The 25,828-nt window shown below is 52.4% G+C and carries 29 protein-coding genes; 28 read left to right on the top strand and 1 reads right to left on the bottom strand.

Going from position 1 to position 25,828, the window contains the following annotated elements; genetic code table 11:
* The first annotated feature begins 117 nt into the window (after nucleotides 1-117).
* The 27 genes from asnB (at nucleotide 118) to IZU99_00265 (ending at nucleotide 23,121) form a co-directional block, all read left to right on the top strand.
* Complete coding sequence (gene asnB / locus IZU99_00135) at nucleotides 118-1,956, top strand: asparagine synthase (glutamine-hydrolyzing) (GenBank protein UOO37713.1); 1,839 nt, start codon at nucleotides 118-120, stop codon at nucleotides 1,954-1,956.
* Between the two features lie 266 nt (nucleotides 1,957-2,222).
* The gene (moaA, locus tag IZU99_00140) at nucleotides 2,223-3,164 is read left to right on the top strand and encodes a GTP 3',8-cyclase MoaA (GenBank protein UOO38696.1); all 942 of its coding nucleotides are present in this window, start codon (nucleotides 2,223-2,225) and stop codon (nucleotides 3,162-3,164) included.
* Nucleotides 3,165-3,166: 2 nt separating this feature from the next.
* Nucleotides 3,167-3,640: a cyclic pyranopterin monophosphate synthase MoaC gene (gene moaC, locus IZU99_00145; GenBank protein ID UOO37714.1), complete on the top strand. Its 474-nt coding sequence runs from the start codon at nucleotides 3,167-3,169 to the stop codon at nucleotides 3,638-3,640.
* 1 nt (nucleotide 3,641) lies between these two features.
* Nucleotides 3,642-4,094 carry an MOSC domain-containing protein gene (locus IZU99_00150; protein UOO37715.1) on the top strand — a complete coding sequence of 151 codons (453 nt, stop codon included), beginning with the start codon at nucleotides 3,642-3,644 and terminating at the stop codon, nucleotides 4,092-4,094.
* A 19-nt stretch (nucleotides 4,095-4,113) separates the two neighbouring features.
* Nucleotides 4,114-5,139 (top strand): molybdopterin-binding protein, encoded by a 1,026-nt coding sequence (locus IZU99_00155; protein ID UOO37716.1) that lies wholly within the window; start codon nucleotides 4,114-4,116, stop codon nucleotides 5,137-5,139.
* A gap of 14 nt (nucleotides 5,140-5,153) precedes the next feature.
* Entirely contained in the window at nucleotides 5,154-5,648 is a 495-nt protein-coding gene (locus IZU99_00160; protein UOO37717.1) for a MogA/MoaB family molybdenum cofactor biosynthesis protein, read from the top strand.
* A gap of 177 nt (nucleotides 5,649-5,825) precedes the next feature.
* On the top strand, nucleotides 5,826-5,975 hold the full coding sequence (locus tag IZU99_00165) for a hypothetical protein (GenBank protein UOO37718.1): 150 nt from the start codon (nucleotides 5,826-5,828) through the stop codon (nucleotides 5,973-5,975).
* Between the two features lie 139 nt (nucleotides 5,976-6,114).
* Nucleotides 6,115-6,750, top strand: coding sequence for an HDIG domain-containing protein (locus IZU99_00170; GenBank protein UOO37719.1), 636 nt, complete (start codon nucleotides 6,115-6,117; stop codon nucleotides 6,748-6,750).
* Nucleotides 6,751-6,760: 10 nt separating this feature from the next.
* Nucleotides 6,761-6,949 carry a hypothetical protein gene (locus tag IZU99_00175; GenBank protein ID UOO37720.1) on the top strand — a complete coding sequence of 63 codons (189 nt, stop codon included), beginning with the start codon at nucleotides 6,761-6,763 and terminating at the stop codon, nucleotides 6,947-6,949.
* Nucleotides 6,950-7,122: 173 nt separating this feature from the next.
* Nucleotides 7,123-7,332: an alpha/beta-type small acid-soluble spore protein gene (locus IZU99_00180; GenBank protein ID UOO37721.1), complete on the top strand. Its 210-nt coding sequence runs from the start codon at nucleotides 7,123-7,125 to the stop codon at nucleotides 7,330-7,332.
* A 16-nt stretch (nucleotides 7,333-7,348) separates the two neighbouring features.
* Nucleotides 7,349-7,576 carry a hypothetical protein gene (locus IZU99_00185; protein UOO37722.1) on the top strand — a complete coding sequence of 76 codons (228 nt, stop codon included), beginning with the start codon at nucleotides 7,349-7,351 and terminating at the stop codon, nucleotides 7,574-7,576.
* Between the two features lie 257 nt (nucleotides 7,577-7,833).
* Nucleotides 7,834-9,765, top strand: coding sequence for an IS3 family transposase (locus IZU99_00190; protein UOO37723.1), 1,932 nt, complete (start codon nucleotides 7,834-7,836; stop codon nucleotides 9,763-9,765).
* Between the two features lie 24 nt (nucleotides 9,766-9,789).
* Nucleotides 9,790-10,236 carry a hypothetical protein gene (locus IZU99_00195; protein ID UOO37724.1) on the top strand — a complete coding sequence of 149 codons (447 nt, stop codon included), beginning with the start codon at nucleotides 9,790-9,792 and terminating at the stop codon, nucleotides 10,234-10,236.
* A gap of 17 nt (nucleotides 10,237-10,253) precedes the next feature.
* Complete coding sequence (locus IZU99_00200) at nucleotides 10,254-11,564, top strand: IS3 family transposase (GenBank protein UOO37725.1); 1,311 nt, start codon at nucleotides 10,254-10,256, stop codon at nucleotides 11,562-11,564.
* 296 nt (nucleotides 11,565-11,860) lie between these two features.
* Nucleotides 11,861-12,535 carry a DUF1638 domain-containing protein gene (locus IZU99_00205; protein UOO37726.1) on the top strand — a complete coding sequence of 225 codons (675 nt, stop codon included), beginning with the start codon at nucleotides 11,861-11,863 and terminating at the stop codon, nucleotides 12,533-12,535.
* Between the two features lie 219 nt (nucleotides 12,536-12,754).
* Entirely contained in the window at nucleotides 12,755-13,879 is a 1,125-nt protein-coding gene (locus tag IZU99_00210; protein ID UOO37727.1) for an ATP phosphoribosyltransferase regulatory subunit, read from the top strand.
* Nucleotides 13,863-14,498 (top strand): ATP phosphoribosyltransferase, encoded by a 636-nt coding sequence (locus tag IZU99_00215; GenBank protein ID UOO37728.1) that lies wholly within the window; start codon nucleotides 13,863-13,865, stop codon nucleotides 14,496-14,498. The genes IZU99_00210 and IZU99_00215 overlap by 17 nt, the downstream gene beginning before the upstream one ends.
* Entirely contained in the window at nucleotides 14,495-15,793 is a 1,299-nt protein-coding gene (gene hisD, locus IZU99_00220; protein UOO38697.1) for a histidinol dehydrogenase, read from the top strand. Before IZU99_00215 ends, hisD begins: the two co-directional genes overlap by 4 nt.
* The gene (locus IZU99_00225) at nucleotides 15,790-16,857 is read left to right on the top strand and encodes a histidinol-phosphate transaminase (protein ID UOO37729.1); all 1,068 of its coding nucleotides are present in this window, start codon (nucleotides 15,790-15,792) and stop codon (nucleotides 16,855-16,857) included. Before hisD ends, IZU99_00225 begins: the two co-directional genes overlap by 4 nt.
* A gap of 1 nt (nucleotide 16,858) precedes the next feature.
* Complete coding sequence (hisB, locus tag IZU99_00230; GenBank protein ID UOO37730.1) at nucleotides 16,859-17,446, top strand: imidazoleglycerol-phosphate dehydratase HisB; 588 nt, start codon at nucleotides 16,859-16,861, stop codon at nucleotides 17,444-17,446.
* A 64-nt stretch (nucleotides 17,447-17,510) separates the two neighbouring features.
* A complete protein-coding gene (gene hisH / locus IZU99_00235) occupies nucleotides 17,511-18,128 on the top strand; it encodes an imidazole glycerol phosphate synthase subunit HisH (GenBank protein UOO37731.1) in 618 nt (205 codons plus the stop codon).
* Nucleotides 18,129-18,137: 9 nt separating this feature from the next.
* Nucleotides 18,138-18,869, top strand: a complete 732-nt coding sequence (gene hisA / locus IZU99_00240) for a 1-(5-phosphoribosyl)-5-[(5-phosphoribosylamino)methylideneamino]imidazole-4-carboxamide isomerase (GenBank protein ID UOO37732.1) — start codon at nucleotides 18,138-18,140, stop codon at nucleotides 18,867-18,869.
* Nucleotides 18,866-19,624 (top strand): imidazole glycerol phosphate synthase subunit HisF, encoded by a 759-nt coding sequence (hisF, locus tag IZU99_00245; protein ID UOO37733.1) that lies wholly within the window; start codon nucleotides 18,866-18,868, stop codon nucleotides 19,622-19,624. The genes hisA and hisF overlap by 4 nt, the downstream gene beginning before the upstream one ends.
* Before the next feature lie 8 nt (nucleotides 19,625-19,632).
* A complete protein-coding gene (locus tag IZU99_00250; protein ID UOO38698.1) occupies nucleotides 19,633-20,283 on the top strand; it encodes a bifunctional phosphoribosyl-AMP cyclohydrolase/phosphoribosyl-ATP diphosphatase HisIE in 651 nt (216 codons plus the stop codon).
* Nucleotides 20,280-21,092 carry a histidinol-phosphatase gene (locus IZU99_00255; GenBank protein UOO37734.1) on the top strand — a complete coding sequence of 271 codons (813 nt, stop codon included), beginning with the start codon at nucleotides 20,280-20,282 and terminating at the stop codon, nucleotides 21,090-21,092. The genes IZU99_00250 and IZU99_00255 overlap by 4 nt, the downstream gene beginning before the upstream one ends.
* A 161-nt stretch (nucleotides 21,093-21,253) precedes the next feature.
* The gene (locus IZU99_00260) at nucleotides 21,254-22,111 is read left to right on the top strand and encodes a hypothetical protein (GenBank protein ID UOO37735.1); all 858 of its coding nucleotides are present in this window, start codon (nucleotides 21,254-21,256) and stop codon (nucleotides 22,109-22,111) included.
* A gap of 14 nt (nucleotides 22,112-22,125) precedes the next feature.
* Nucleotides 22,126-23,121: a spore photoproduct lyase gene (locus IZU99_00265; GenBank protein ID UOO37736.1), complete on the top strand. Its 996-nt coding sequence runs from the start codon at nucleotides 22,126-22,128 to the stop codon at nucleotides 23,119-23,121.
* Between the two features lie 21 nt (nucleotides 23,122-23,142).
* On the opposite strand, the gene IZU99_00270 is transcribed toward IZU99_00265, so the two are convergent.
* Nucleotides 23,143-24,036, bottom strand: a complete 894-nt coding sequence (locus IZU99_00270; GenBank protein ID UOO37737.1) for a metallophosphoesterase family protein — start codon at nucleotides 24,034-24,036, stop codon at nucleotides 23,143-23,145.
* A gap of 148 nt (nucleotides 24,037-24,184) precedes the next feature.
* On the opposite strand from IZU99_00270, the gene IZU99_00275 reads away from it, so the two are divergent.
* Nucleotides 24,185-25,684, top strand: a complete 1,500-nt coding sequence (locus IZU99_00275) for an NCS2 family permease (GenBank protein ID UOO37738.1) — start codon at nucleotides 24,185-24,187, stop codon at nucleotides 25,682-25,684.
* The last annotated feature ends 144 nt before the right edge of the window (nucleotides 25,685-25,828 follow it).

Genomic DNA, 25,828 nt, shown 5'->3' on the forward strand with positions numbered 1-25,828 from the left:
GTTGGAATCAGTGTAGGGGCTGTCTGAAGGCGGGAAATGACAGAACGTATCTGGCGGGCTGATGTGTACATCGGCTCGTTTTTCTCATGACGGCCCCGCTTTTTGGGAGGGATTTTTATGTGCGGGATAGCCGGATGGACGGATTTTTCAAAAATACTGCTCGACGAAACGGACGTTATTAAGAATATGACGGATACGCTGGCCCGCCGCGGCCCGGATGATGCGGGCTGCTGGCTGTCAGAGCACGCGCTTTTAGGGCACAGGCGTCTCACCGTTGTCGACCCGGTGGGCGGGAAACAGCCGATGACGCTTCTCGCGGGCGGCCATACATATGTTATTGTTTATAACGGTGAGCTGTACAACACCGAAGAGCTTCGATTAGCGCTTAAAGAAAAAGGGCATACGTTTGAAGGCTGGTCAGATACAGAGGTGCTGCTGCACGCCTATGCCGCGTGGGGCGACGCGTGCCTTGAAAGGCTTAACGGGATTTTTGCCTTTGCCGTCTGGGATGGGCAGAAGAAGTGCCTGTTTCTTGCGCGGGACAGAATCGGAGTAAAGCCCCTTTTTTACGCCCGGCGCGGAAAAGGGCTGATATTCGCCTCAGAGCTCAAAGCGTTACTCAAGCATCCTGAAATCGAACCGGTTATCGACACGAGCGGTCTGGCTGAAATTTTTGCCCTCGGCCCGGCGCGAACACCCGGCAGCGGTGTCTTCAAAGACGTTTCAGAACTCCGGCCTGGCTGCTGCCTCGTTTTTAACAAGAACGGGGAAAAATCGAGGCCGTATTGGACATTGCAAAGCCATGAGCATCCGGACGATTTTGACAAAACGGTCAGAACAGTCCGGGAGCTTGTTGTCGACACCGTCCATCGGCAGCTCGTATCCGACGTGCCGCTGTGCGTTTTGCTTTCCGGCGGGCTTGATTCAAGTGCGATTGCCAGCGTTGCGGCTACATACTATAAAAAGGAACGAAACGAGCGCCTGAGAACCTTCTCGATCGACTATGTCGACAACGACAAAAACTTCCGGCCGAGCGACTTTCAGCCGAATGATGACGCCCCGTGGGTCAGGCGCGTTGCAGACTTTTTAGAAACGACGCACGAAAACTGCTTTCTTGATACACCGGAGCTCGCCGACGCGCTTTTCCCTGCCGTTATGGCCCGAGACCTCCCCGGGATGGCCGATATCGATTCGTCCCTGCTGCTCTTTTCCCGCTGGGTCAAAAACCGCGCGACGGTCGGTCTGTCGGGCGAATGTGCCGACGAGGTTTTCGGCGGGTATCCATGGTTTACAAGGCATGCCGACGCCGGGACATTCCCGTGGTCACAGCATCTTGAATCACGCGTTAAAATGTTCTCACCGGCGCTTGTTGACAGCATCCGGCCACAAGAATATGTCGCCGCGCGGTACGAGGAAGCCTGCTGCGAGGTGCCACGCTTCGGGGGGGATAGCACGGATGAGAACCACATGCGGGAGCTGTTTTACCTGAATCTGACGCGGTGGATGCCGACGCTCCTAGACCGGAAAGACCGCATGAGCATGTATTCGGGCTTGGAGCTGCGCGTGCCGTTTTGCGATCACCGAATTGTTGAATACGTCTGGAACATCCCGTGGTCGATGAAATATTACAAAGAGCGGGAAAAGGGACTTTTACGGCAAGCGATGACAGGGCTGTTGCCGGACGATGTCTTGTGGCGAAAAAAGAGCCCGTACCCAAAAACACACAACCCGAATTACATCGAAACGCTCAGGCGGCTTACGCTTAAAATGCTCGACGACACGGCGTCGCCTATCCGCCCGCTTATCGAGCTCGAAACGGTGCGCACCCTCGCCCAAACACTTGACAGAGAGACGAACATCCCGTGGTTCGGGCAGCTGATGAACGCGCCGCAGCTTTTAGCCTATCTCTTGCAAGTTGATTATTGGATGCGGATGTATGCGGTGCGGGTGGAATAGCACAAAACGGCCGTCTTGAGCGAATGCGGCGTATTTCCGGCGAAGCGCCCCATAAATTACTGTGCCGACGCAATTGACAAATTATGGACAATATGTTATTGTTTTCTTATAGAGCGTTGTGCGCGGCCGACCGGGAAAAGCGGGACGTCCCGCAAAACCGGCTATGACGAAGCGTTTTGTTGTATCACCGCATCAAAGCGCGCCGCGCCTGGCTGCAGCCTGTTTTGCCGTCCAAAACAGGCTGCCTCATTATTTCAGGAAAAAGAATGAACGATCAATTCGGGCGAACCATTAATTATCTTCGGCTGTCGGTAACGGACCGCTGCAATTTGCGCTGCATTTATTGCAGGCCGGAAACAGCGGCGGGACAGGCGTTAAACGGCGCGCTGCTCACAGCAGACGCGCTCGTGGAAATCGTCCGCGCGGCAGCGTCTTTGGGCGTCAGTAAAATTCGCCTGACAGGCGGCGAGCCGCTGCTACGGCCCGATATCATCCCGCTCTGTCAGGCTATGGCGGCCGTCCACGGCGTCCGCGAGCTGTGCATGACGACAAACGGCACGCTGCTGAAGCATTTTGCAGGACCGCTGAAAAAAGTAGGTCTTCAGCGTCTGACCGTCCATCTCGATACGCTCGATGCCGAAATGTATCGGGCGCTCACGCGCGGCGGAGACTTGAACGCGGCGCTCTGCGGGATACAGGCGGCACGGGAAGCCGGTTTTGATACAATTAATATTAACGCCGTTTTGGTCAAAGGAACGCCTGACAGAGACATTCGCGCGCTTTTGGAGCTGGCACGCGATGAAAAGACATCCGTCCGCTTTATCGAGCTGATGCCGATTGGTGCGTGCACGCCATGGAGTAACGAGCATTTTGTCAGCACGTCGGAAGTTCTGAAAGCGGTGCCTGATCTGCAGCCGCTTTGTTTTTCTGGCGTGGCGTCGCTGTACAGGCGGCCCGGCCACAGAGGGACGATTGGGCTCATCAGCCCGGTGAGCGGGCGCTTTTGCGCCTCCTGCACACGCTTGCGGGTGACAGCCGACGGCTTTCTGAAGCCGTGCCTGCACGCGCCTGCGGAATACAGCCTGCGCGGGCTGCACGGCGCATCGCTCGAATACACAATAAAAGCGGCAATCCTTGAAAAGCCCACGGAACGGCCGTTTATGGGCGAAGGCATTACAGGCCGTCAAATGAATGCGATAGGCGGTTAGAAATGGACGAGCCATTATATATGCAAAAGATCAACATGACGGACGTCAGCGCAAAGGAAAAAACGCACCGCACAGCAACGGCAGCCGGGCGTGTCTTTCTAAATGACGATACGTATCATCAGCTTGTATCGGGATGTTTAAAAAAAGGAGACGTCCTCACCGTTGCCAAGATTGCCGGGATCATGGCCGCAAAAAAAACGCCGGAGCTTCTCCCGCTGTGCCATCCGATTGGGGTGACAGGCATTGAAATGACGATAACGCCCGAGCGTGAAGCGCGGCAAATCCATATCACGGCGACCGTCCGCTGCACGGGCCGGACAGGCGCCGAAATGGAAGCGCTCACCGCCGTGTCTGTTGCGGCGCTGACGATTTACGATATGTGCAAAGCTGTGCAGAAAGATATCGTGATCGGCGAAATCCGTCTCGTTTCAAAAAGCGGCGGAAAAAGCGGCGATTATAGAAGGTTGGGTGATTAATATGGCTGTTGTGACGGCGGTTTGCATCAGTGATGAAAAAGGTGTGCAGAAGCATGCCGTCCAGGAAGTTCTTGTGCGGAAAAACATCGGCATCGAGGGCGACGCGCACGCCGGCGCGGGGCGCCGACAGATCAGCCTGCTCTGTGAGGAGAGCGTTGAAAAACTCAAACCGTTTATCCCGGACCTTCCGCCCGGTGCTTTTGCCGAAAACATTTTAACGCGCGGCATTGCGCTATATGAGCTCTCCGTTGGCACAAGGCTGCGGATTGGCGAAACGCTTTTGGAGGTCTCTCAGGTCGGCAAGCAATGCCATAGAGATTGCGCGATTAAACTGATGACAGGAGACTGCGTCATGCCGCGGGAGGGCGTTTTTGCCGTTGCGCTGGCGGAAGGGACGATTCGGGCTGGGGACACCGTCGAAATTGTCGCACCGGGCCAAGCGTGCGCGTTTTGAAACGCCGTTGGGAAGCGCTATGAAAAAAATGCGCGTGACGGAGGCCGTTGGCCAAACGCTGTGCCACGATTTAACCGGGGTTGACGGCAAAGGAGAAAAAAGCGTTGTGTTCCGGCGGGGCCATATCATTACCGAGGCGGACATCCCGCGCCTTTTAGATATCGGCAAAAGCCAGGTGAACATCTGGGAGGCAGATTCGGGCGACGTTCACGAGGAAGAGGCGGCATTGGCGCTGGCCGAGGCTGTTTGCGGTGGGCATATGCGTTTTGTGCGCACGCCCACGGAAGGCAAGGTGACGCTTTGCGCGGCGGCTGCCGGGCTATTCCGTGTAAACACAGCGGCAGTTAAGCGCCTCAACAGCGTCGGCGACTATTCAGTTGTCTGCCGTCCGGGCGATATTTCGGCGCACGTGAATGAAACGCTTTGCGCCCTCCGAATTGTGCCGCTTGTTACAAGCCGGGAAACGGTTGACAAGGCTGTTGGTATCGCGCGGGAGGATAATCCCGTTTTCTCGGTTATACCGTTTAAGCCGCTTCTCTGCGGGATCATTATTACCGGCAATGAAATATACAAAGGGCGTATTCAGGACCGCATGGAGCCGGTCGTCAGAAAAAAGCTTGAAGCTTTTGGGGCACGTGTGTTAAACGCCGTCAAATGCCCGGATGACGCGGCGGTGATTTGCCGGGCGATCAATGCTTTTCAAGAGCAGGGCGCATCACTCGTTGTTTTAACAGGCGGTATGTCCGTCGATGCCGACGATGTGACGCCCGAGGCGATTGTTCAAAGCGGGGCGGCCGTTGTAGCGCGGGGGGTGCCAATGCAGCCGGGAAATATGCTGATGCTGGCTTATTTGGGCGAAACGGCGCTTATCGGGATTCCCGCTTCCGTCATGCACCATCCGGTGACGAGCTTCGACGTTTTTCTGCCGCGCGTTTTCGCCGGTATTCAAATCACAAAAGAAGAAATTGCGGACTATGGCGTCGGCGGACTGTGCCGATTTTGCCCGGATTGCCGCTTTGAGACGTGTTATTTCGGCAACAGATGATAAATGGAGGACAAATGTATCAATCAGCCGTCATCACCGTCAGCGATTCGGCTTTTTTGGGTTTGCGGGACGATACGGGCGGGCCGCTGGTCTGCCGCCTGTTAAAGGACGCCGGATACGACGTAACCTATACCTGCATTATCCCGGACGACCAAGCGGAAATCGAAGCGGCGCTTATTTATTGCGCCGACATTTTGGCGCTCGCCCTCGTCGTCACGACGGGCGGCACGGGCTTTTCCCAGCGTGACGTGACGCCGGAGGCGACGCTTGCCGTCTGCCCGCGCCTCGTGCCCGGTATCCCGGAGGCGATGCGGCGTGAAGGTTTGGCAACAACAAGCCGCGCCATGCTCTCGCGCCAGCAGGCCGGGATTCGCGGGCAGACACTTGTTGTAAACCTGCCCGGCAGCCCCAAGGCCATCCGTGAGAATTTGGCCGTCTGCATCCCGGCCCTCCGCCACGGGCTGGATAAGCTGCTGAGCAAGACGGGGGATTGCGCCGCATCGGAATAATGGCAAATAGAAAAAAGCTTTGCAAAACGCGGCATCGCTCTGTGTGCCGCATTGCAACAGCTTTTTATTTTTTGACGGGAACATTTGTCAGCGCCGTTTGATAATAACGAATGGCGTTATACGAATTGTTTTATACTGTCGGCTTATAATAACAGCATCCCGACATGAGGTGAGGAAATGAAAAACGCGCACGACCGCCGTCTTGAAAATAAGAAGGTCAAGCAGCTGGAGATCAATGTGGAGCCCAGCTCTGGCAGCGAGAACAACAGGCAAAATAAAAACCACAATACCAAAAAAGTCTCAATGGGGCCAAATACAAAACGATAGGGGTACACCGATATGAGCAGCGGCAATAAAACGCATAACAACAAGCACAGCAAAAAAGAAGACAAGGCCTTTCATTCCAAAAATATCAAGCATGACCCCAATGCTGAAAGCGCCCGGGCAGTTTTCGGACTGACGCGTCATGAAGACGATCGCTAGACCGGCATCAGAGGCGGCAAGGGCGCTGTTTGACGATATTGAAACGCATCTTTTGCACGACGCGGCCCCGTCACAGGCTTTAAACAGATGCCTCCGTGACCCTGCGTTTGACACATACCCCTTCAATATGCTCAAAAAGCTTGAAAAAACGGCGCAATCGTCAAAGTATCACCCAGAGGGGAATGTTTGGAAGCACACCATGCTCGTCGTCGATGAGGCGGCAAAAAGGAAAGACGAGAGCGGCGACCCGAAAGCCCTAATGTGGGCGGCGCTACTCCATGATATCGGAAAACCGGCGACAACGGTGAATCGCCGCGGCAAGATAACGGCGTATGACCACGATAAGGTCGGCGCGGAGCTATCACGCACCTTTTTATCCGAGCTGACGGACGACACGCGGTTTATCGACAAGGTCGCGCATCTCGTCCGATATCACATGCAGATTCTTTATGTCGTCAACGACTTGCCGTTTCAGGACATCGGCGGTATGAAACGGCAGACGGATGTCGGCGAGGTCGCGCTTTTGAGCCTGTGCGACAGGCTCGGCCGCGGCGGGGCGTCATCCAGAAGCGAATATGAGCAGGTAAAAATGTTTGTCGACCTGTGCGATGAGGAATAGGGGGGAATTTATGGCGAAGCAAGGCATGCGGCGGCCTGACCCGGAAGAGCCCCACGGGACGGAGAGCAATCGGAAAACACACTTTCCGAAAAATGATGCAAAACCGGTTGAGGCAATTCAAGGAAAAGCCAAGTTTACAAAAGAAAAAGCAAACCCGATACTTTTTAACGCGCCGGACGGTTCAAACCGGTCCGTTTGAGGATATCGATGAAAGGTGATCGACATGGCCAAAGACAGCCAGCCCGACAATAAAAAAGCAAGAACCCAAAAAGCGCATGGCAAAACGCCAATAACAAAGGAAAACCAAAATCAAAATAATAATGCCAAGAAACAGTCGGTTGAAGATAACGACGTTTGAAACAGGAGGGTAACATGTCAAGGAAAGATGTCAGTGAAAAGCTGAAAAAATTGAAAATGGAAGCGGCCGAGGAAATCGGCAGACTCCAATATGTGAAGGAAAACAATGACCATTTTAAAGGAGACCTCCCGTCGAGGGTCAACGGGGAGCAGGGCGGGCCGATCGGTGGCCAGATGGTCAAAAAGATGATTCAGGCCGAGCAGGGAAAACTGACGGGCTTATAATGGACGGAGTGAGACGATGGAAAGAACGGAGCTGGAAGATGTCAAGGAATACCGCCCCAGAAAAAAAGCATCAGTGCCGCGAATGATGGATAATTACAACGTCTCGCCCCAAGCGTCCGGCAAGCTGATGGCGGAAAACGGCTTTTCCGATGGCGTCGAGGACCTCGACAGCGGCGTGATGCTGTCAACTGCCGAGATTCTTGATTTTGCGGAGGGGACAGATTCCTGGACGAACAATCACTGAAACAAAACCGCGACGGTAAAAGCCGCCGCGGTTTTATTGCCCTCATTTTCTTCTTGCAAGGCGGTACCTGCAGTGTAAAATGGTACCCATAGAAAGGACAATGCTCTGACAAAAAGGCATGAGAAATAGACTGCTGGTTGACAGCGAAGCAGGAAAAATAGACATTATTCTGCCAACGATGCAAAAGCAATGGACACAGGGTTGACAAATGCCAAAAGAATCATGCAAAATATGAGCAGAGCCTATGGGTGAAGAACATGGCAAAAAAATGTGGTGCCAAAAAATATTCAGAAGAAGAAATGGAAGCACTGCGCAAAAATCCGAATGTGTTAGAGGTTTTGGAAAACCGTCTATCGCTGACAATTGAGTTTAGGCAGCAGGTCTATGAGGAATGGGTTTTAAAGCCTGAAAGGTCAACCGTCCGAAGAATGCTGGAAATTAACGGTTTTGACACGCAGCAGCTCGGGCAGAATTTTACCCAATCGGTAGGGTCTGTTTTTAAGCGAGGAGGACGCCCGAAGTATTCCAAGGCATCGCCCGAAACACAGGCAAATTGGTCTAAAACAATGAATATGCCCACGAAAACCTCGGAGGAACTGCTTGAAAGCGGGAAATTCATTTGGGATGTCAATCGGCTAATCCTGCACCCGGACTTTGAGGCGGAGCTATATCGAAACTATCCAAAACAGTCCATAGAGGATGGTTTGCTTGCACATGGAATAGCTCCGGCGGATGTAGGCTACCACAAAATTTATTGTCTAAAGGAAAAATTTGAGCGTTCCTCAGGTAGAGATACTGGCCGCAGCATGAAAAAAGGCCGCAATTCGGGTTACGATGCCGCAACCGTGAAGCAGTACACAAATCACCCCTATATTCAAACGGCTACTCGTGAGAAGATAACGCTGCAGGCTGCGTTTTTTGAGGCGGCAGCGCCGATTTCCTCTCTGCCGATTGACGATATTTTCCGTGTATTTGACATTGAGCCAAGCATATTTTCTGCGACGGAGCGATACCGTATCAGCCGAATTTTAAGCCAATGGGTTAAGACAGACGGTGCTGATGTCCCGGAGGTGATTCCTACACGAGAGATTCTCCGCAGCAGAATAAATGCACTGGATGGTATTGCGGAAAAAGGATTTCTTCGAATTGGCGACATCGTCCCTGCTTTGAATGTGTTTCAAAGAAAGGCTCTTTGCTTGTGGCTTCAAGAACTTATGGCAGATCCCGGGCGAAAATATACGGTGAAATATATTCTGTCATTGCTTGGCATTTCTCGCGCATCATACTATGCGATCTTGAAAAATGGGAACTATGGTCAAGCGGTCATCAAACGAAATGAAAAGGATGCGCAAGATGCCCAGCTTATTCGAAGGGTGATGGAATACAAAGGCTTCGCCAAGGGATCAAGACAGATTTATATGATGCTGCCCACTCTCACGGGGCAGCACTTGGGACTAAAAAAGATACGCCGCATCATGAAGGAATATGGGATTACATCATCCATTCGGAAATCGGATTCCTCAAATCGTATGGGTGGAGCAGCACTCCGAAAAAATGTAAAACCAAATCTTCTTGGACGTAGATTTCGCCTCCACAGACCGAACGAGGTGAGGTTGACAGACGTCACCTATCTGACTTACGGTGACGGATGCAGAGCATACGGATCTGCACTGCTTGACCCCGTTACCGGCAGGCTGATTGCTTTTCTTGTTAGCGAACACAATGATTTGCAGCTTGCCCTTGAAACACTCCGGCAATCGGATTCACATCCATGCTGCAACGGAGGCATCTATCATTCCGATCAAGGTGTGGTATATCTATCCGGCACCTTCCAGCAAGAGGTCAGCGATCAAGGGTTTGAGCAGTCCATGTCTAAGCGTGGAAACTGTCAGGACAACGCTCCGCAAGAGTCGTTTTTCGGGCATTTCAAAGATGAGTGCAATTACTCAAGGTGCAGGGATCTTGATGAACTGAAAGCATTGGTTGCCGGGTATGCAGATTACTATAACTACGAGAGGCGTATGTGGGATAGAAATCGCATGACACCGGTCGAATATGAGCAGTATCTCCTGAATATGACAGAGAATGACTTTGGTGAATATCTGTTGTGTGAGGAAGAAAAATATCAGCGGATGAAAGTGAAAGCCGCAAAACTGGCGATTGAACGAGCAAAGAGCTTAGGCGTATGAGAAAAGCGATGGGAGGCTGCTGTTATGAAACAAAATCAGATAAGAAAACAGCCTTCAGATGAGATTAGACCATTTCTGGACAATCCATTCTTGAAGGACTTTAGAGGCCGCGATATGATCTACACAAAGGATTTTTACGTGGCCATGTATAAAAAAATATCCGAGGAACACATGACCTACGTGGCGGCATATAACAGTCTCGGCTTTTCCACCGCTGTCCTTGGAGAGGATCGAGCCAATTCAGCGGGAAAACGTGCGATGCAGATGGCTCGTGAGGAACGGCTGTTTACCGTAAACCCTTCCAGCTACGATGGCTCCGTACCCAGAGAGGCCATGGGAGCTATGTCTCCATTGGAAGAATTGGCTTACTTAAAGGCAAGAAACTTCTATTTAGAGGAGCTGGTTTCTGCTCAAAAAAAACTCCAATCCGCATTGGCGGACATGACTATATCATCGAATCCGAAAACGTAAATGCAGACAGATTTCAAATGGCAGACGCTTTTATTGGTCGGCAAGCTGGGAAAAAGGACGGCTTGTCCACTACGCAGTGCCTGTGTATGTTTGGCGTGTCACGTTCCGGCTACTATTCATGGATTGAACGTCAGAAAGATACGAAGGGTTCCCGCGTGGCAAAACAGGAAAGCCGAAATGAATTAAAAGAGAAGTTTCGGCAAATCGTGAGAAAATTGGGCTTTGTCCCGGGAAAGCGGACTTTTCAGACCTATATGTGGCGGGATTTCAATATCAGCATCAGCGTGAAGCGTTGCCGGACGCTCATGAAAGAAATGAACCTTGCGGCAAACAAACCAAAAAAGGATGCCTACAAGCATCAGGCAACCCATGATCACGAGTGTGCCTCCCCGGAAAATAGGGTAAATCAAAACTTCTACATTGGCCCTCGAAAAGTCATCTTGACCGATATTACCTATCTCTACTATGGTTTTGCTCGCACACCCATCTATCTTTGCGCCTTTAGAGATGCTTACACGAAAGAAATTCTTGGGCACGATATTGACACCCGTATGACAGTAGAGCTTGTGAAAAATGCTTACAACGCCATGATGGAGAAGCATGGCAAAGAATTGCATGACGCCCAATGCGTGATCCACAGCGACCAGGGGTCTCAATATCTTTCCACAACCTTTCAGACACTGCTAACAGACGATGGGTTTGTTCAATCTGTTTCCGGCAGGGGAAATTCGCAGGACAACGCACCCATGGAATCATTCTTCGGTCGAATGAAATGCGAGATGCTCGATTTAATAGCACTCTGCCCGGATGCGGAGACTGCCAAACGCATGGTTACCGGCTACATAGGCGCTTACAATGATGAGCACTATCAATATGCCCTTGCGGGACTGACACCGTCTGAATACTATACATACATTACCACCGGGATTTACCCTATGGACAACTACTACGGCATCAAAGCGACAGAGCTTATGCCGATTGGGACCTTAGTAACGGCACGGCTCAATGCGGCAGCGGAGAAAAGCAGCAAAGCAAGAGCTGCTAATGCACGGAAACGGGAAGTAGCACAGAAAATCATAAAAAATCCCACGATGGTTGTAGCAAGGGATCAGCGTATTTTGCAGCGTGAAATATCAAAGTGGACACGCTCCAAGAAAACTGCCATGTTACAAGTTACTCATTTGAAAGAAGTGCTTGAAAAGGCAAAACGAGCACAAAGCTACCTACTGTCGGCATCGGCTAATCTTATCGCAGAACTAAGCTGTGGACAAAGCTGGATCAGATATCCGGAGCTTGCCTATATTTATGATATGCGAGAGCTTTTCTAACAAAAGTAATCTGCTGACAGGTGCCCGTCGGTAAAGGAATGTGTGAACCCGCCGACTGCTTTGCAGATTTAATTGCGGTAAATTTACTAACATCAAGAACACCCCACCTATAAACACAGCACGGTCGGCGCATATGCGGCGGCCATGCTGTGTTTGCGCTTTTTTAGCAAATAAATATGATTTTGCCTTGAAATAACTGTCAGAAAACTGTCCTTGACTTTGGAACCAGTTTAGTGGTACACTGTTTTTAACGAATAGCCCATTCAAGTCACATATGTGATTGGGAGGAAACGCCGATGCCAAATGTCCTCATGATTGCCTGCCCGACCATCAAACAGGAAGTCAACGCCATAGCCAATGAAATAAACGCGCCGTATCCGATTTATTATCTGCCGGAATTACACGTATTTCCCGATAAGCTCAACGACTATCTGAAGGATATGCTCTCGCGCCTTTGCAATGTCGATTACGTGCTTTTGCCGATGGGGCAGTGCGGCAAGAGTACGTTCGGTCTCCGCTCTGACAGCGCCACACTCGTTTTACCGAGATGCGAGGACTGCACCGATCTGCTGCTGTCAGAAAAAACGCTTGGCGATATTGAGCGCCCGAAATATACATATTTTTTTACAGACGGCTGGCTTGAAAACGGGCGCACCTTTATCCGCGAATACCAGTGGGCTATCGACAAATACGGCGATGAGACGGCCGATGACATTATGCAGACGCTGTACAGAAATTATCAGTATTTTGCCTATACCGACACAGGCGTCGGGGATTACGACGCCTGCTGCCGCCGCGTTAAGCCGCTGGCTGACACGGTTGGCGCCACTATTAACCGCCTGAGAGCGCCGCACGGCGTCCTGAAAAAAATGATGCGCCTGCAGTTTGACGGCGATTTCGTCCTCGTTCCTCCAGGGGAAATGGTGACGCAGAAGCTGTTTGAAAAAAATGTAGCGAGACGTGACGCATGAGAAGTAGACGGCGCGGGGCGGTAGCCCTGCGCCTGTTTTTTGCACAGGTGCCAGTGGATACAGCCGCAGACCGCACCACTATAGAAGCATCGGCCAAATACACAAAAAATGAGACGGGTAAACCGGCAAATTAATGAATTATCATATTACCGAATTACTTGACTAATACGCTAAAGTGAGCTATAATGACCATATCATGATGAAGGCTGGAGAGGAATTATGACTTTTTCCGGAGATGTCCTGAAAAACGAAGAAAAGGCGATGATGAGCCTGCGGGCTCTGTACAGAAAGTACGGCTATACACAATATAAGATGAACAAGTTTGAGGAGTATGATCTGTACGTCCGAAATAAAAATTTTCTTGCGTCCGAGCAGATTATCACGTTTAATGATACAAACGGAAAGCTTTTGGCATTAAAGCCGGACGTGACGCTATCAATTGTCAAAAACGCGAAGGATGACGCGTCTCTGTGCAAATATTTTTATAATGAGAACGTCTACCGCCTGTCGCACACAGGCCGCGAGTTTAAAGAGCGGATGCAGGCTGGCCTTGAGTGCATCGGCCCTATCGACCTGTACGCCATGGCGGAAGTTATACTGCTGGCGGACAGGAGCCTGCAGCTCATCAGCGGCAGATACGCGCTGGACATTTCGCACATGGGCTATCTCAGCGGCCTTTTTGACGGGCTGGGTCTTGCCGAAGAGCAGGCGGCGCACATGCTCCGGTGCATCAGTGAAAAAAACGTGCCGGAGATTGAAAAGCTGTCGCAGGCCGTCGGCCTTCAAGCAGATGATACCCGGCGGCTCACGGCGATCGCCGCTCTGTATGGGTCGTTTGAGGAAACCATCGGCCTTTTGAAGAAGCTCAGCATTAACGAGAGAACGGACGATGCCGTCAGTGAACTGGAAAGCGTCTTCACCGTTATCAAGAGCTTCGGCGCGGGCGAGAATATCCGGCTCGATTTCTCCATCGTCAACGACATGACGTATTATAACGGTATTATTTTTCAAGGCTTTGTCGACGGGATTCCGACGGGTGTTTTGTCCGGCGGGCGGTACGACAAGCTGCTGGAGCGCTTTGGGAAAAAGGCCGGCGCCATTGGGTTTGCCGTCTATCTCGACCTTCTCGAGCGGTTTGATGAGGCGCCGCGGCCGTTTGACGTGGATATTTTGCTTCTCTATGACGAGACGACGGACGCCCAGGCACTGGCGCGGGCCGTGAAAGTGCTGACGGATGACAACATGAGCGTCCGGGCAGAGCGGGGGCCCGCCGACGGCATTAAATACAGGCAGCTTTATCAAATGAAAGACGGGGGGTTCGACGTTCTTGAACGACTGGATTAATATCGCGCTGCCGAAGGGGCGGCTCGGCGAAAAGGTCTATGAGGTATTCGAGGCCGTTGGCTACGGCTGCCCCGCCATATGGGACAACAACAGAAAGCTCATTTTTGAAAATGAAGAGACGGGCGTCCGTTACTTCTGGGTCAAGCCGTCGGACGTGGCCATCTATGTCGAGCGCGGCGCGGCCGACCTCGGTATCGCCGGGAAGGATATTCTTCTGGAATATGAGCCCGATATCTACGAGCTTTTGGATCTCCACGTCGGCAAATGCCGACTGTGCGTGGCGGCGAAAAAAGACTTTCGCGACGACCTTGACAGGACGCTGCGTGTTGCCACGAAGTTTTCAAACGTCGCCAAAACGTTTTACGCAGGCCTCGGCCGGGAAATTGATATCATTAAGCTCAACGGCTCTATTGAGCTCGCGCCGATTCTCGGCCTGTCGGACGTCATTGTCGACATTGTTGAAACGGGTACAACACTCCGAGAAAACGACCTCGGCGTCATCGAGACGATTGTGCCGGTCAGCGCGCGGCTCGTCGCCAACAAGGCCAGCTACCGGTTTAAGCACGAAAAGCTCCGAACCCTGTGCGACAGGGTATCCGACATGATAAAAGAGGGCTGAGTAAAATGATTCGGATTTATAAAGACGGCGACGTTTCGCCGGATCAAATCTTCTACCGGTCTGACGATACGAGCGGTATCGAAAAGACCGTTGCCGCCATTTTATCCGACGTCCGGGAAAATGGCGACGCAGCGCTTTTTCAGTATGCGAAAAAATTTGACGGCGCCGAGCTTGCAGCCTTGGAAGTTACACAAGAGGAGTTCGATGCGGCCGAGGAGACGGCGGACGACGCACTCGTCGCCATTATGCAAAAAGCAGCCGCCAATATCGAAGCGTTTCACAGAAACCAGGTGCGGCAAGGCTTTGTTGTCACACAGAAAAACGGCGTCGTCCTCGGGCAGAAAATTACGCCGCTTGCGCGCGTCGGCGTCTACGTCCCAGGCGGGACGGCAAGCTATCCGTCCTCCGTGTTGATGAACTGCATCCCGGCAAAGCTTGCCGGTGTCGGCGAAATCATCGTGACGACGCCGGCGCCTAGCGGCGTTGTATCCCCGAACATTCTGGCGGCGGCGCGCATCGCGGGTGCAGACAGGGTTTTTAAAATCGGCGGGGCACAGGCCGTTGGGGCGCTGGCATACGGTACGGCATCCGTCCCGCGGGTCGATAAAATCGTGGGGCCGGGCAACGCCTATGTCGCTGAGGCTAAAAAACAGGTTTTCGGCACTGTTGCCATCGACATGATTGCCGGGCCAAGCGAAATTCTCGTAATCGCGGACGCATCATGCCGTCCCGCCGTTGTTGCAGCCGATATGCTCTCACAGGCCGAGCACGACAAAAACGCGAGTGCCGTTTTGGTGACGGACAGCCCATCGCTCGCCGAAGCCGTGCATGTCGAGCTTGAAAAACAGCTTGAGGCGCTCCCGCGCCGCGCATTTGCCAGAGAGGCGATTGATAACAACGGGAAGATCATTGTTACCGAAACGCTGAAGCGCGCGCTGGAGATTTCGAATGCGCTTGCGCCCGAGCATTTGGAAATCTGTGTGGATAACCCGTTTGATTATCTCGGCATGATCCAAAACGCCGGGTCCATCTTTTTGGGGAAATATTGCCCCGAGGCGCTGGGTGACTATTTTGCCGGGCCGAACCACACGCTGCCGACGATGGGGACGGCGCGCTTTTCAAGCCCCCTGTCCGTTGACGACTTCATAAAAAAATCGTCATTTACCTACTACACGAAAACAGCGCTTGAAGCGGTGGCCCAAGACGTCGCGGCCTTTGCCGCACGGGAGGGGCTTGACGCGCATGCCCGCTCCGTCACCGTCCGGCTTCAGGCAGAAAGAGACGTGACGCCATGAGCCGGTTTTTGAGCAAACGCCTTTCTGATCTTGTACCGTATGTTCCCGGCGAGCAGCCGACCGATATGGCCTATATCAAGCTCAACACAAACGAATCGCCGTATCCGCCGTCACCCATGGTGCTCGAGCGGCTTGTCAGTGCCGCGCTCGACAAGCTCAACCTATACCCCGACCCGACGGGGAAGGCACTGCGACAAAAAATCGCGGCACAGTACGGCTTGGAACCCGAAAATGTCTTTTTGTCAAACGGGTCGGACGAGGCATTGGCGTTTGCGTTTATGGCCTTCTGCGACGAAAAGACGCCCGCGGCCTTTGCCGACGTCACCTATGGGTTTTACCCCGTCTATTGTGACCTGTTTGGGATCCCGCGCGCCGTTATCCCGCTGCGGTCTGATTTTACGCTCTGCGCCGACGATTACGTTGGCATCGGCAAGACGATTATCATTGCCAATCCGAACGCGCCGACGGGCCTTGCCGTATCGCTTGACGCGATCGAAAAGATTCTGGCCGCAAACCCTGATAACGTCGTCATCGTTGACGAGGCATATGTCGATTTCGGGGGAGACACCGCCGTCGGGCTCATTCAAAAATATGACAACCTGCTCGTCGTGCAGACGTGCTCGAAATCGCGGTCCCTGGCGGGTGCGCGGCTGGGCTTTGCGTTCGGCTGTAAGGCGCTGATAGACGACATTGACGCCGTTCGGTACTCTTTTAATTCCTATAATGTCAGCCGCCCGGCTCTTCTGGCCGGGGAAGCGGCGTTTGACGACGCGGCGTATTATGACGCCATGTGCCGCCGGGTCATCGCAACGCGCGAAAAGACGGCCGAAGGGCTCAAGGCGCTCGGCTTTCAGATGACGGCATCCGTTGCCAATTTTCTTTTCGCCCGGCACCCCGAAGCGTCGGGCGGCGACCTCTACCGGCAGTTGAAGGCGCGCGGCATTCTTGTGCGCCATTTTGACAAAAACAGAATTTCAGATTATCTTAGAATCACTATCGGCACGCCGGAGCAGATGAAAGCGCTGCTATCGGCGCTGGCGGTGATTCTCGGAAGGGAGACATAATATGAGGCAGAGCGACATTCAGCGCAAAACAGCGGAGACAGACATTTCTCTCAAGCTGAATCTCGACGGGCGGGGCGACAGCACCGTCGACACCGGCATCGGCTTTCTCGACCATATGCTGACACTTTTTGCCCGGCACGGGCGCTTTGACGTTACACTGACATGCCAAGGCGACACCCATGTCGACGCGCACCATACCGTGGAGGACATCGGCCTGTGTCTGGGCATGGCGTTTGCCGAAGCGCTCGGCGACATGAAGGGCATCAAGCGCTATGGCGACATGCTGCTGCCGATGGACGAGGCGCTTGTCTTATGCGCTGTGGACGTCTCCGGCAGAAGCTGTTTGGCCTATGGGCTGGACCTGCCGGATGGCAAGGTCGGCAGTATGGATACGGAGCTTGTGGAGGAGTTTTTGCTGGCCTTTGTGCGCAAGGCGGGGATCACGCTCCATGTCCGTCAGCTGGCGGGCGGTAATACGCACCACATTATCGAGGCCTGCTTTAAGGCGCTGACACGCGCGTTGGCGAAGGCCGTTTCAATCGATGCGGCGTTCAAGGACGAAATTCCGTCAACAAAGGGCGTTATCTGAAACAAATCGCCGCCGTCATGCCTGCGGGCTGACGGCAGCGCAGACTGACTATTCGAGGTACACTATGATCGCCATTGTAGACTACGGCGTCGGGAATCTCTTTTCCCTGCGCAGCTCCCTTCAATATATCGGGCAGGATGCCGCCGTTACAAACAGTGCCACCGCGCTGCAAAACAGCGACCGGATCATTCTGCCCGGTGTCGGCGCTTTTGAGGACGCCGCCCGAAAGCTCCGAAACAGCGGCCTGTATGACGTTGTCACGGCACAGGCGCGAAGCGGCAAGCCGCTGCTGGGCGTCTGTCTCGGCATGCAGCTTTTGTTTGAAAAAAGCTATGAATACGGCGAACATGAGGGGCTTGGGCTCATCAAGGGACGCGTCGTCTCCATGGAGCCGGTTGTCCCAAAGGGGTATAAAATCCCGCAAATTGGCTGGAATGGGCTGATTTTTCCGAAAGACAAGGCAAAAAGCCCGCTGTTTAAATATATCCGTGAGGGTGACTGCGTCTATTTCGTCCACTCCTACTATGCGTCAGATTGCGACGAAGCTGTCATCGCCACAACGGAATACGGCGCGGAGCTGACGGCGGCTGTTGCCGACGGCAACATTTACGGGACGCAGTTTCATCCCGAAAAAAGCGGTGACGTGGGACTCAACATTCTGCGTGCTTTCTGCGAAATATAAGGAGTCGCCATGATTATTTTTCCCGCAATTGATTTGTTTAACGGCTGCGTCGTCCGGCTTTTCAAGGGTGATTACGCCCAGATGACGGTTTACAGCGACGACCCAGCCAGCGTTGCCCGGTCTTTCAGTGACGCGGGCGCGTCAAATCTGCACGTCGTCGACCTCGAAGGGGCAAAGGACGGGACGACCGCGAATTTTGAAACGATCCGAAAGCTTGCTGAAAGCGGCCTTTCTCTCCAAGTGGGCGGCGGCATCCGCACGCGTGACGTGATTGAAAAATACTGTGACCTCGGTGTCAGCCGCGTCATTCTCGGCACGGCGGCCGTCACAAAGCCCGGCTTTGTTGGCGATATGGTCAAAGCGTTTGGTGACCGGATCGCCGTCGGCATCGACTTCAAGGACGGTTACGTTGCCATCAAGGGCTGGACGGAGGTCACCGGGCGCACTGGCATGGAGTTCTGCCGCGAGATGGACGCGCTCGGCGTGAAGACAGTGATCTGTACCGACATTTCGAAGGACGGCGTTCTCGGCGGGGCGAACACGGCGCTCTATCAAAGCCTCTCGGCTGAAATAAAAGCCGACATTATCGCCTCGGGCGGCGTGACGTCGCTTGAAGATATCCACGCGCTACGGTCGCTCGGTCTCTACGGGGCTATTTTGGGCAAAGCCCTTTACACAGGTCATCTTGAGCTTAAGTCGGCCATCCAAGAGGCCAAGCTTAGCGGGGAGGCTCTGCGATGATTACGAAAAGAATTATCCCCTGCCTTGACGTGAAGGACGGGCGCGTTGTCAAGGGCGTCAATTTTTTAGGGCTCAGCGACGTGTCGTCCCCGGTGAAGCTCGCCAAATTCTACAGTGACAACGGTGCCGACGAGCTTGTTTTTTACGACATCACGGCCTCCTTCGAGGAGCGGCGGCTTTTCACCGATATTCTCAAGGAGGTCGCAAGCTGCATCTTCATCCCGCTCACCGTCGGCGGCGGCATCAACACGACAGACGATTTCGACAGAGTGCTAAAATGCGGAGCGGATAAAGTGAGCGTCAATTCCGGCGCGATAAAGAACCCGGGGCTGATTCATGAAGCGGCTAAGATATATGGCGATCAGTGCGTCGTTTTATCGGTGGATATTAAACGTGTCGACGGGCAGTTCCGCGTGTTTGCCAAGGGTGGACGCGAAGACACCGGGATGGACGCTATTGAGTGGGTCAAACGCGGCCAGAGCCTCGGCGCGGGCGAGCTTGTCGTCAACAGTATTGATACGGACGGCGTGAAAAATGGCTTTGACCTAGAAATGCTGGCGGCCGTCTGCGATGCCGTATCCATCCCCGTGATTGCATCGGGCGGTGCCGGCCAAATCGCGGATTTTACCGAACTCTTCAACGTCCTGCCAAAAGTGGACGCCGGTTTGGCGGCCTCGATATTCCACTTCGGCGAGGTCAGCATCAAGGACCTGAAAACTGTGTTAAAAAACGAAAACATCAACGTGAGGATATAAAAGTTATGATGATTGACATCGATGCGCTGAAATTTGACGAGAAGGGGCTGATCCCCGCCGTCGTTCTTGACGAGGAGACAAAAAAAGTCCTGACGGTGGCCTATATGAACAAGGAGAGCCTTGAAATCAGCATGCGAGAGGGCAGAACATGCTTTTGGTCGCGCTCGCGGCAGGCTCTCTGGCGCAAGGGGGAGACGTCCGGCAACGTCCAGCACATCGTCCGCATCCAGGCCGACTGCGACAGGGACGCTTTGACCGTCACCGTCAGGAAAGACGGCCCGGCCTGCCACACAGGCGCGGATTCATGTTTTAATGACGATGTTTACATCGGCGAATCGACACCGACCTTTTCGCTGGATGATCTGATGGCGCTGCTTATTGGGCGTAAAAGGGAGCGCAAAGAGGGCTCGTATACAACGTATCTCTTTGAAAAGGGTATTGATAAGATCCTAAAAAAAATCGGCGAGGAGTCTACGGAGGTCATCATCGCCGGAAAAGCGGGCGATAATAAAGAGACGGTGTATGAAATCGCCGACCTGACGTATCACGTTTTGGTTCTCATGATCGAAATGGGCATCACGCTTGACGATATCAAAAGCGAGCTTGCCGCCCGGCACATTGTCGACAAGAAAGTGAAGCAGGAGAAAATGACGCCATGACCTTATCGAATTTTCACGCACACACAACGTATTGCGATGGGTCGGAATCGTGCGAAGAGATGGTGCGTGCCGCCGTCCAAAAAGGGCTTGTCGCCTTCGGCCTCTCCGGCCACGCCTATATGGGCTTTGAGACAGACTGGTGCATGAGCCCTGATAAAACGGCGGCGTTTGTCGACGAAATGACCCGCTTGAAAGAGACATACGGTGACCGGATCACGCTTTTTACCGGCATCGAGCAGGACTATTATGCCACCGAGCCGACAGCCGGTTTTGATTATGTGATTGGCTCCTGCCATTACATCAAAAAGGACGGTGAATATTTGCTCGTTGACGAGAGCGACGCGGTGCAGCAAGATGACGTCACGCGCCACTACGGCGGGGATTTTTACGCCTACTTCCGGGATTTTTATGCCACAGCCGCCGACATTGCCAGGAAAACGAACCCAGACTTCATCGGGCATTTTGATCTTGTCACGAAATTCAACGAGGGCGGCCGGTTTTTTGACGAGGCAGATAAACGGTATCAAAACGTGGCGATAGAGGCGCTCGTTGCTGTTTTAGAAACACACCGTTTGTTTGAAATCAACACGGGCGCGATGTACCGCGTTGGGAAAAAGGCCCCGTATCCCGCAGCTTTTCTTTTAAAGGAACTGAAAGCGCGCGGCGGCGAAATCATCCTCTCGAGTGACAGCCACGATGGGGCGTCGATCTGCTATCAATTCAGCGAAGCGGCAGAACTGGCCAAGGCCTGCGGCTTTCAATACGCCAAAACGCTCACGACAAGCGGCTTTGTCGATTACCCGCTGTAAACGTGAAGAAATTACAATAAAACCGAAGGATTTTTGTCCTTCGGTTTTATTTTTTAAGACGGCAGAAAAGAGACGGCAAACAGAATGGATATCAATAGACGGAGAATACTAAAACAGCGTGGCTGCGTTTGAAGGTCAATCATAAAGCTGAGGAGAAAGTGATGGCGGGACGATTTGAAGGCTGGTATTTTAAACAGCAAGCCGGTGGCAACATGCTCGCACTCATCCCGGCTGTTTCTGTTGAAAAGGGCGGGCGCGAGCGGGCGTCCCTGCAGATCATCATGAAGGACGCGTCCTTTTATCTTGATTTTCCGGCGTCCGTCGCGCGCATTGACAATTACAATACCGCCATAACGCTTGCCGACAGCACGTTTTCAAAAAAAGGCATTGAGCTCAACGTCCAATCAGCGAACGTCATCGCAACGGGGCATCTCCGGTACGGCAAATGGACGATGCCGGATAGCGATATCATGGGGCCGTATCGCTTTGTGCCGTTTATGGAATGCCGTCACAGTGTTTATAGCGTGACGCACGCCGTCACCGGCCGCGTGACGATAAACGGACGCCTTCTTGATTTTAAAGACGGTGTCGGCTATGTGGAGGGCGACAGCGGGCGCTCGTTTCCGAAACGCTATATTTGGACGCAGTACAGTTGGTTTGATGCGCGGCCATGTTCGCTGATGCTGTCGGCCGCCGTCGTCCGGCCGTTTGGGCGCCCGTTTGTGGGCGTCATCGGCTTTGTTTTCTGGCGTGGCCGGGAGCTGCGATTTGCCACGTACCGCGGGGCGAAGCTCCATTATACGGGGGGCAAGACGCTGCGCGTTTATCAGGACGCTTACGTGCTGACGGCGGAACTGATATCGGGGCATACGACGGCCTTGCGCGCACCGTCGTCCGGTAAAATGACGCGGCTTGTCCGGGAAGGCCTTTGCTGCAAGGCACGTTATACACTGACGGAAAAAGGCCGCGTCCTTTTTGACATCACAACGGATCAGGCAAGCTTTGAATATGAATTTTAGGTGGGATGGATTGAATGCACCCCGAAGCTGTGTATTATGAGCCGGACGCGCTCCATTATCCGCTGGGGAAAATGCTCCGGCAAAAATACGATGTGGCCGACTGGATTCCAATCAAAAGCCATAACAGTATTCCGCAAATGCAGCAGATGGAAAACCGGGAATTTGCGCGGATGAAAAGAAGCCTCGTCGTCGGCGTGCGGAAAACACACAAATACGTTGAAAATCACAAGGTTTCAGACTATCTTGTGCCATATACCTCTTCCGGCTGCAGCGCCATGTGCCTATACTGTTACCTTGTCTGCACATACAATAAATGCGCATATCTGCGGGTATTTGTTAATCGGGAAGACATGATGGACAGGATCATTAAAAAAAGCAGAGCGGCAGAAAAGCCGCTGACGTTTGAAATCGGCAGCAACAGCGATCTTGTATTGGAGAACACCGTAACGGAAAATTTGCCATGGACGATCGAGCAGTTTGGCGCACACGGGACGGGCCACATCACATTCCCGACGAAGTTTGATATGGTGGAGCCTCTTTTAAGCCTTGACCATCGGGGGAAGACCGTTTTCCGTATGAGCGTCAACCCGGAGGAAATCATTCGGCGTATTGAGCTTGGCACATCACCGCTTGCTATGCGTATCGAAGCCCTCAATAAAATGTGTCAGGCCGGTTATCGGACGGGGATTCTCATCGCGCCGGTCATTCTTTTGGAGGACTGGGAAGCACAGTATGGCGCGCTTATAGAAACGCTTCAAGAAAAGCTGAGTGCCCGCGTTAAACAATCGTCCTTCATCGAAATTATTTTTATGACGTACAGCTATGTCCAAAATGCGATTAATACAGAAGCGTTTCCGAACGCGCCGGTCTTGTTTGATAAAGAATATCAGACGGGCAGAGGGCGCGGCAAATACTGCTACCGGCAGCCGCTGCGCACAGTCGCTGAAGCCTTTTTCAGAGAGCGGCTTTTGAAAGCGTTGCCGGAGATGAAGATATTATATATCGTCTGAATATATGGCTGGCGAAATCATTCATTCGTCAGTATAGACAGAGAGGTTTCTCGGAACGGCGATCTCCTGACGCGCAACTGACAGCAACAAGTTCTCCGTTGGCCGGACGCTCCATTTGACAAGCGTTAGAGCATTGCCGACAAGCTCAAGACACGTGATGCAGCTTGGATGGACGGCGCTGCCGACATTGAAATACGGGATTTTTGGGTCAAGCGGGCAGACAGGGCGATGTGTGTGACCGGCAACGATATATGTGTTGTTTTGGATGGCCCATTGTGTCAGGCTGCGCTCAACGCGTTTTTTCTTGACGTTATTTTTGGCGGCGCTCGTGATATCTTTAAAGCCTAAAAGCTCCATCCGGCGCCAGAAATGCCGGACAAAAAAACGCCCGCTGCGCCAGAACTGATCGTCCCGCAGGTCGCCCTGATGCCCATGCACGAGGAAAAGCTCTTTTTCAGTCACCGCGTGACGAAGAATAAGACCTTCGTGAACGGTGATATTTTCAAAAAGCGGCTCATACTGGTTCGTATGATTATCGTAATAGCGCGCCATATTTTCATGGACGTATTGCGGATCCTTTTTAGCCATGTCGTGGTTGCCATAAATCATGAAAAGGCGGTTTTCGGCGTAAAAGTGGTGCAGGAGGCGGTAGATATCAATGTAAATACTGCTGATATCGCGCAGACTTTTAAATTTCCACAGCTCTTCACTGTCGCCGAGATCTATATACGTAAAGCCGCCATCATAGTAATGGCGCAGCGCCGCATAGTAAAGGGGCCTGTTGTGCAGAAAATTGTCGATCCAGCTGCCGTCACCGCGATGGCAGTCCCCAATTAAAACGATTTTTGAATCTTCGTTATAGGGGATCACAGGTGATGCGTGAAAAACTTCGTTCAGTCGGGTATAGGTGGACATCGTTAGGTACCTCTTTGAGCAGATACCTTATAGTATGACCCGAAAGCATAAAATTAGGACAAAATATATAAATGAACTTGTGCATGAAAAAAGTATAGTGTAATATATCACCAATAAGCACACTAGCATTAGAAGAGAGGAGATACTTATGGAGAAATTATTTAAGCTTAAGACATATGGCACCAATGTCAGAACTGAAATCATCGCAGGCATTACCACGTTTGTCACCATGGCGTACATTATCTTTGTCAACCCGAACATCCTGACACTCGCCGGAACGCCGGACAACCCGTTTTCGCCTCAGGGTATATTTGTCGCCACCATCATCGCGTCTGTCGTCGGAACGCTTGTGATGGCTTTTTTTGCAAATGTCCCATTTGCGCTTGCTCCGGGTATGGGGATGAATGCGTTTTTCACCTTCACCATCTGCCAGATCATGGGCTTTACATGGGAACAAGCGCTGGCGATGGTACTTATTTGTGGTGTTATCAACATCATCATTACAACGACTGGCCTTCGCAAGGCGATCATCCGCTCTCTTCCTAAGACGCTTCAGGGGGCAATCGGCGGCGGTATCGGCTTGTTTATCTCCTATATCGGCATTAAAGACGCAGGATTGCTAAAATTCACGTCAGACCCTGGCACATTTCTTTTCCTTGGTAAGACCCCGGCAGACGCAACTGTCATCGCTAATTCCTCGGCGGTGCCCTCGCTTGTCAATTTCTCAAATCCTGCCGTTCTGCTCGCTATCATCGGCGTTTTGCTGATAATTGTTCTGATGGCTAAAAAGGTCAAAGGGGCTATCTTAATCGGTATTATAACGACAACGGCAATTACGCTGATCTGTATAGCTTGCGGAATCAAACCCAGTGTTTTCTTCCCGTCAATTCCGGCAGATACAACGGCGAGTGCGTTTTTTAGCTCGATTTCCATATCTCCTTCTGCAATCGGGTCGTCTATCGCGGCGATTAAAGACACCGCTTTCAAAATGGATTTTACGGGTTTGTTTGCTGACCCAAGCAGACTCGTTCTCGCTTTTACCGCCATCATCGCCTTTGTCCTTACCGATATTTTTGACGCGCTGGGGTGCTTTGTCGGTATTGGTCGGCGTACGGGAATCTTCGACCAGAAAGACGAGGAACTCTTATATTCGGCCAGCGGACTTCACTCGCGGATGGACAAAGCACTGTTTGCCGACCTGTGTGCGACTATTACAGGCGCTTTTGTCGGAACATCTAATACAACGGCCTATGCCGAGAGTGCCGTCGGTATTGCCGAGGGTGGTCGGACAGGGCTTACCTCCGTGGTGACGGCGATCCTTTTCGCACTGAGCCTCGTTCTCGCGCCGGTTATCGGCATTGTTCCGGCCTGCGCTACGGCTCCCGCGCTGATCGTTGTCGGTATTCTTATGATGGGATCTGTTCTGGATATTGACTGGCACAATTTCGAAGAAGCGGCTGTGGCTTTTGTCACAGTGGCAATGATGCCATTTACCTACAGCATTACAACAGGTATTGCCTTTGGGTTTATACTTTTTGTGACGCTTCGTCTTCTCAAGGGAAAATTTAAGGAAGTGCACCCGATCATGTACGGCGCAACGATTCTGTTTATTGTGAATTTTGTTCTTCTCGCGGTTAATAAAATTTGAGATGCTGCGCCAGAATGGACGTTAAAAAAGAGGGCCCGTTGAAAAGAGATAACTTTGCAACGGCAAAAGATACAAAGTCTTTGAAAAAAAGGCAAAACCTTTGTCATCCTTTATGAAAATTAGTTGAAGAGCAAAATTATTTAT

This window comes from Oscillospiraceae bacterium CM, from assembly GCA_022870705.1.
GTDB lineage: Bacteria > Bacillota > Clostridia > Oscillospirales > Oscillospiraceae > Sporobacter.

What these genes read in the sequence shown, in the direction of transcription:
- hisF (UOO37733.1), top strand. Translation starts at nt 18,866, where the DNA reads ATGATTACGAAAAGAATTATCCCCTGCCTTGACGTGAAGGACGGGCGC.
- IZU99_00270 (UOO37737.1), bottom strand. Translation starts at nt 24,036, where the DNA reads ATGTCCACCTATACCCGACTGAACGAAGTTTTTCACGCATCACCTGTG.
- IZU99_00200 (UOO37725.1), top strand. Translation starts at nt 10,254, where the DNA reads ATGGCAGACGCTTTTATTGGTCGGCAAGCTGGGAAAAAGGACGGCTTG.
- IZU99_00250 (UOO38698.1), top strand. Translation starts at nt 19,633, where the DNA reads ATGATTGACATCGATGCGCTGAAATTTGACGAGAAGGGGCTGATCCCC.
- IZU99_00155 (UOO37716.1), top strand. Translation starts at nt 4,114, where the DNA reads ATGAAAAAAATGCGCGTGACGGAGGCCGTTGGCCAAACGCTGTGCCAC.
- IZU99_00195 (UOO37724.1), top strand. Translation starts at nt 9,790, where the DNA reads ATGAAACAAAATCAGATAAGAAAACAGCCTTCAGATGAGATTAGACCA.
- IZU99_00225 (UOO37729.1), top strand. Translation starts at nt 15,790, where the DNA reads ATGAGCCGGTTTTTGAGCAAACGCCTTTCTGATCTTGTACCGTATGTT.
- IZU99_00205 (UOO37726.1), top strand. Translation starts at nt 11,861, where the DNA reads ATGCCAAATGTCCTCATGATTGCCTGCCCGACCATCAAACAGGAAGTC.
- IZU99_00210 (UOO37727.1), top strand. Translation starts at nt 12,755, where the DNA reads ATGACTTTTTCCGGAGATGTCCTGAAAAACGAAGAAAAGGCGATGATG.
- IZU99_00260 (UOO37735.1), top strand. Translation starts at nt 21,254, where the DNA reads ATGGCGGGACGATTTGAAGGCTGGTATTTTAAACAGCAAGCCGGTGGC.
- IZU99_00180 (UOO37721.1), top strand. Translation starts at nt 7,123, where the DNA reads ATGTCAAGGAAAGATGTCAGTGAAAAGCTGAAAAAATTGAAAATGGAA.
- IZU99_00160 (UOO37717.1), top strand. Translation starts at nt 5,154, where the DNA reads ATGTATCAATCAGCCGTCATCACCGTCAGCGATTCGGCTTTTTTGGGT.
- hisA (UOO37732.1), top strand. Translation starts at nt 18,138, where the DNA reads ATGATTATTTTTCCCGCAATTGATTTGTTTAACGGCTGCGTCGTCCGG.
- IZU99_00185 (UOO37722.1), top strand. Translation starts at nt 7,349, where the DNA reads ATGGAAAGAACGGAGCTGGAAGATGTCAAGGAATACCGCCCCAGAAAA.
- IZU99_00255 (UOO37734.1), top strand. Translation starts at nt 20,280, where the DNA reads ATGACCTTATCGAATTTTCACGCACACACAACGTATTGCGATGGGTCG.
- IZU99_00150 (UOO37715.1), top strand. Translation starts at nt 3,642, where the DNA reads ATGGCTGTTGTGACGGCGGTTTGCATCAGTGATGAAAAAGGTGTGCAG.
- hisB (UOO37730.1), top strand. Translation starts at nt 16,859, where the DNA reads ATGAGGCAGAGCGACATTCAGCGCAAAACAGCGGAGACAGACATTTCT.
- IZU99_00275 (UOO37738.1), top strand. Translation starts at nt 24,185, where the DNA reads ATGGAGAAATTATTTAAGCTTAAGACATATGGCACCAATGTCAGAACT.
- IZU99_00170 (UOO37719.1), top strand. Translation starts at nt 6,115, where the DNA reads ATGAAGACGATCGCTAGACCGGCATCAGAGGCGGCAAGGGCGCTGTTT.
- moaA (UOO38696.1), top strand. Translation starts at nt 2,223, where the DNA reads ATGAACGATCAATTCGGGCGAACCATTAATTATCTTCGGCTGTCGGTA.
- moaC (UOO37714.1), top strand. Translation starts at nt 3,167, where the DNA reads ATGGACGAGCCATTATATATGCAAAAGATCAACATGACGGACGTCAGC.
- IZU99_00265 (UOO37736.1), top strand. Translation starts at nt 22,126, where the DNA reads ATGCACCCCGAAGCTGTGTATTATGAGCCGGACGCGCTCCATTATCCG.
- IZU99_00175 (UOO37720.1), top strand. Translation starts at nt 6,761, where the DNA reads ATGGCGAAGCAAGGCATGCGGCGGCCTGACCCGGAAGAGCCCCACGGG.
- IZU99_00190 (UOO37723.1), top strand. Translation starts at nt 7,834, where the DNA reads ATGGCAAAAAAATGTGGTGCCAAAAAATATTCAGAAGAAGAAATGGAA.
- asnB (UOO37713.1), top strand. Translation starts at nt 118, where the DNA reads ATGTGCGGGATAGCCGGATGGACGGATTTTTCAAAAATACTGCTCGAC.
- IZU99_00165 (UOO37718.1), top strand. Translation starts at nt 5,826, where the DNA reads ATGAAAAACGCGCACGACCGCCGTCTTGAAAATAAGAAGGTCAAGCAG.
- hisH (UOO37731.1), top strand. Translation starts at nt 17,511, where the DNA reads ATGATCGCCATTGTAGACTACGGCGTCGGGAATCTCTTTTCCCTGCGC.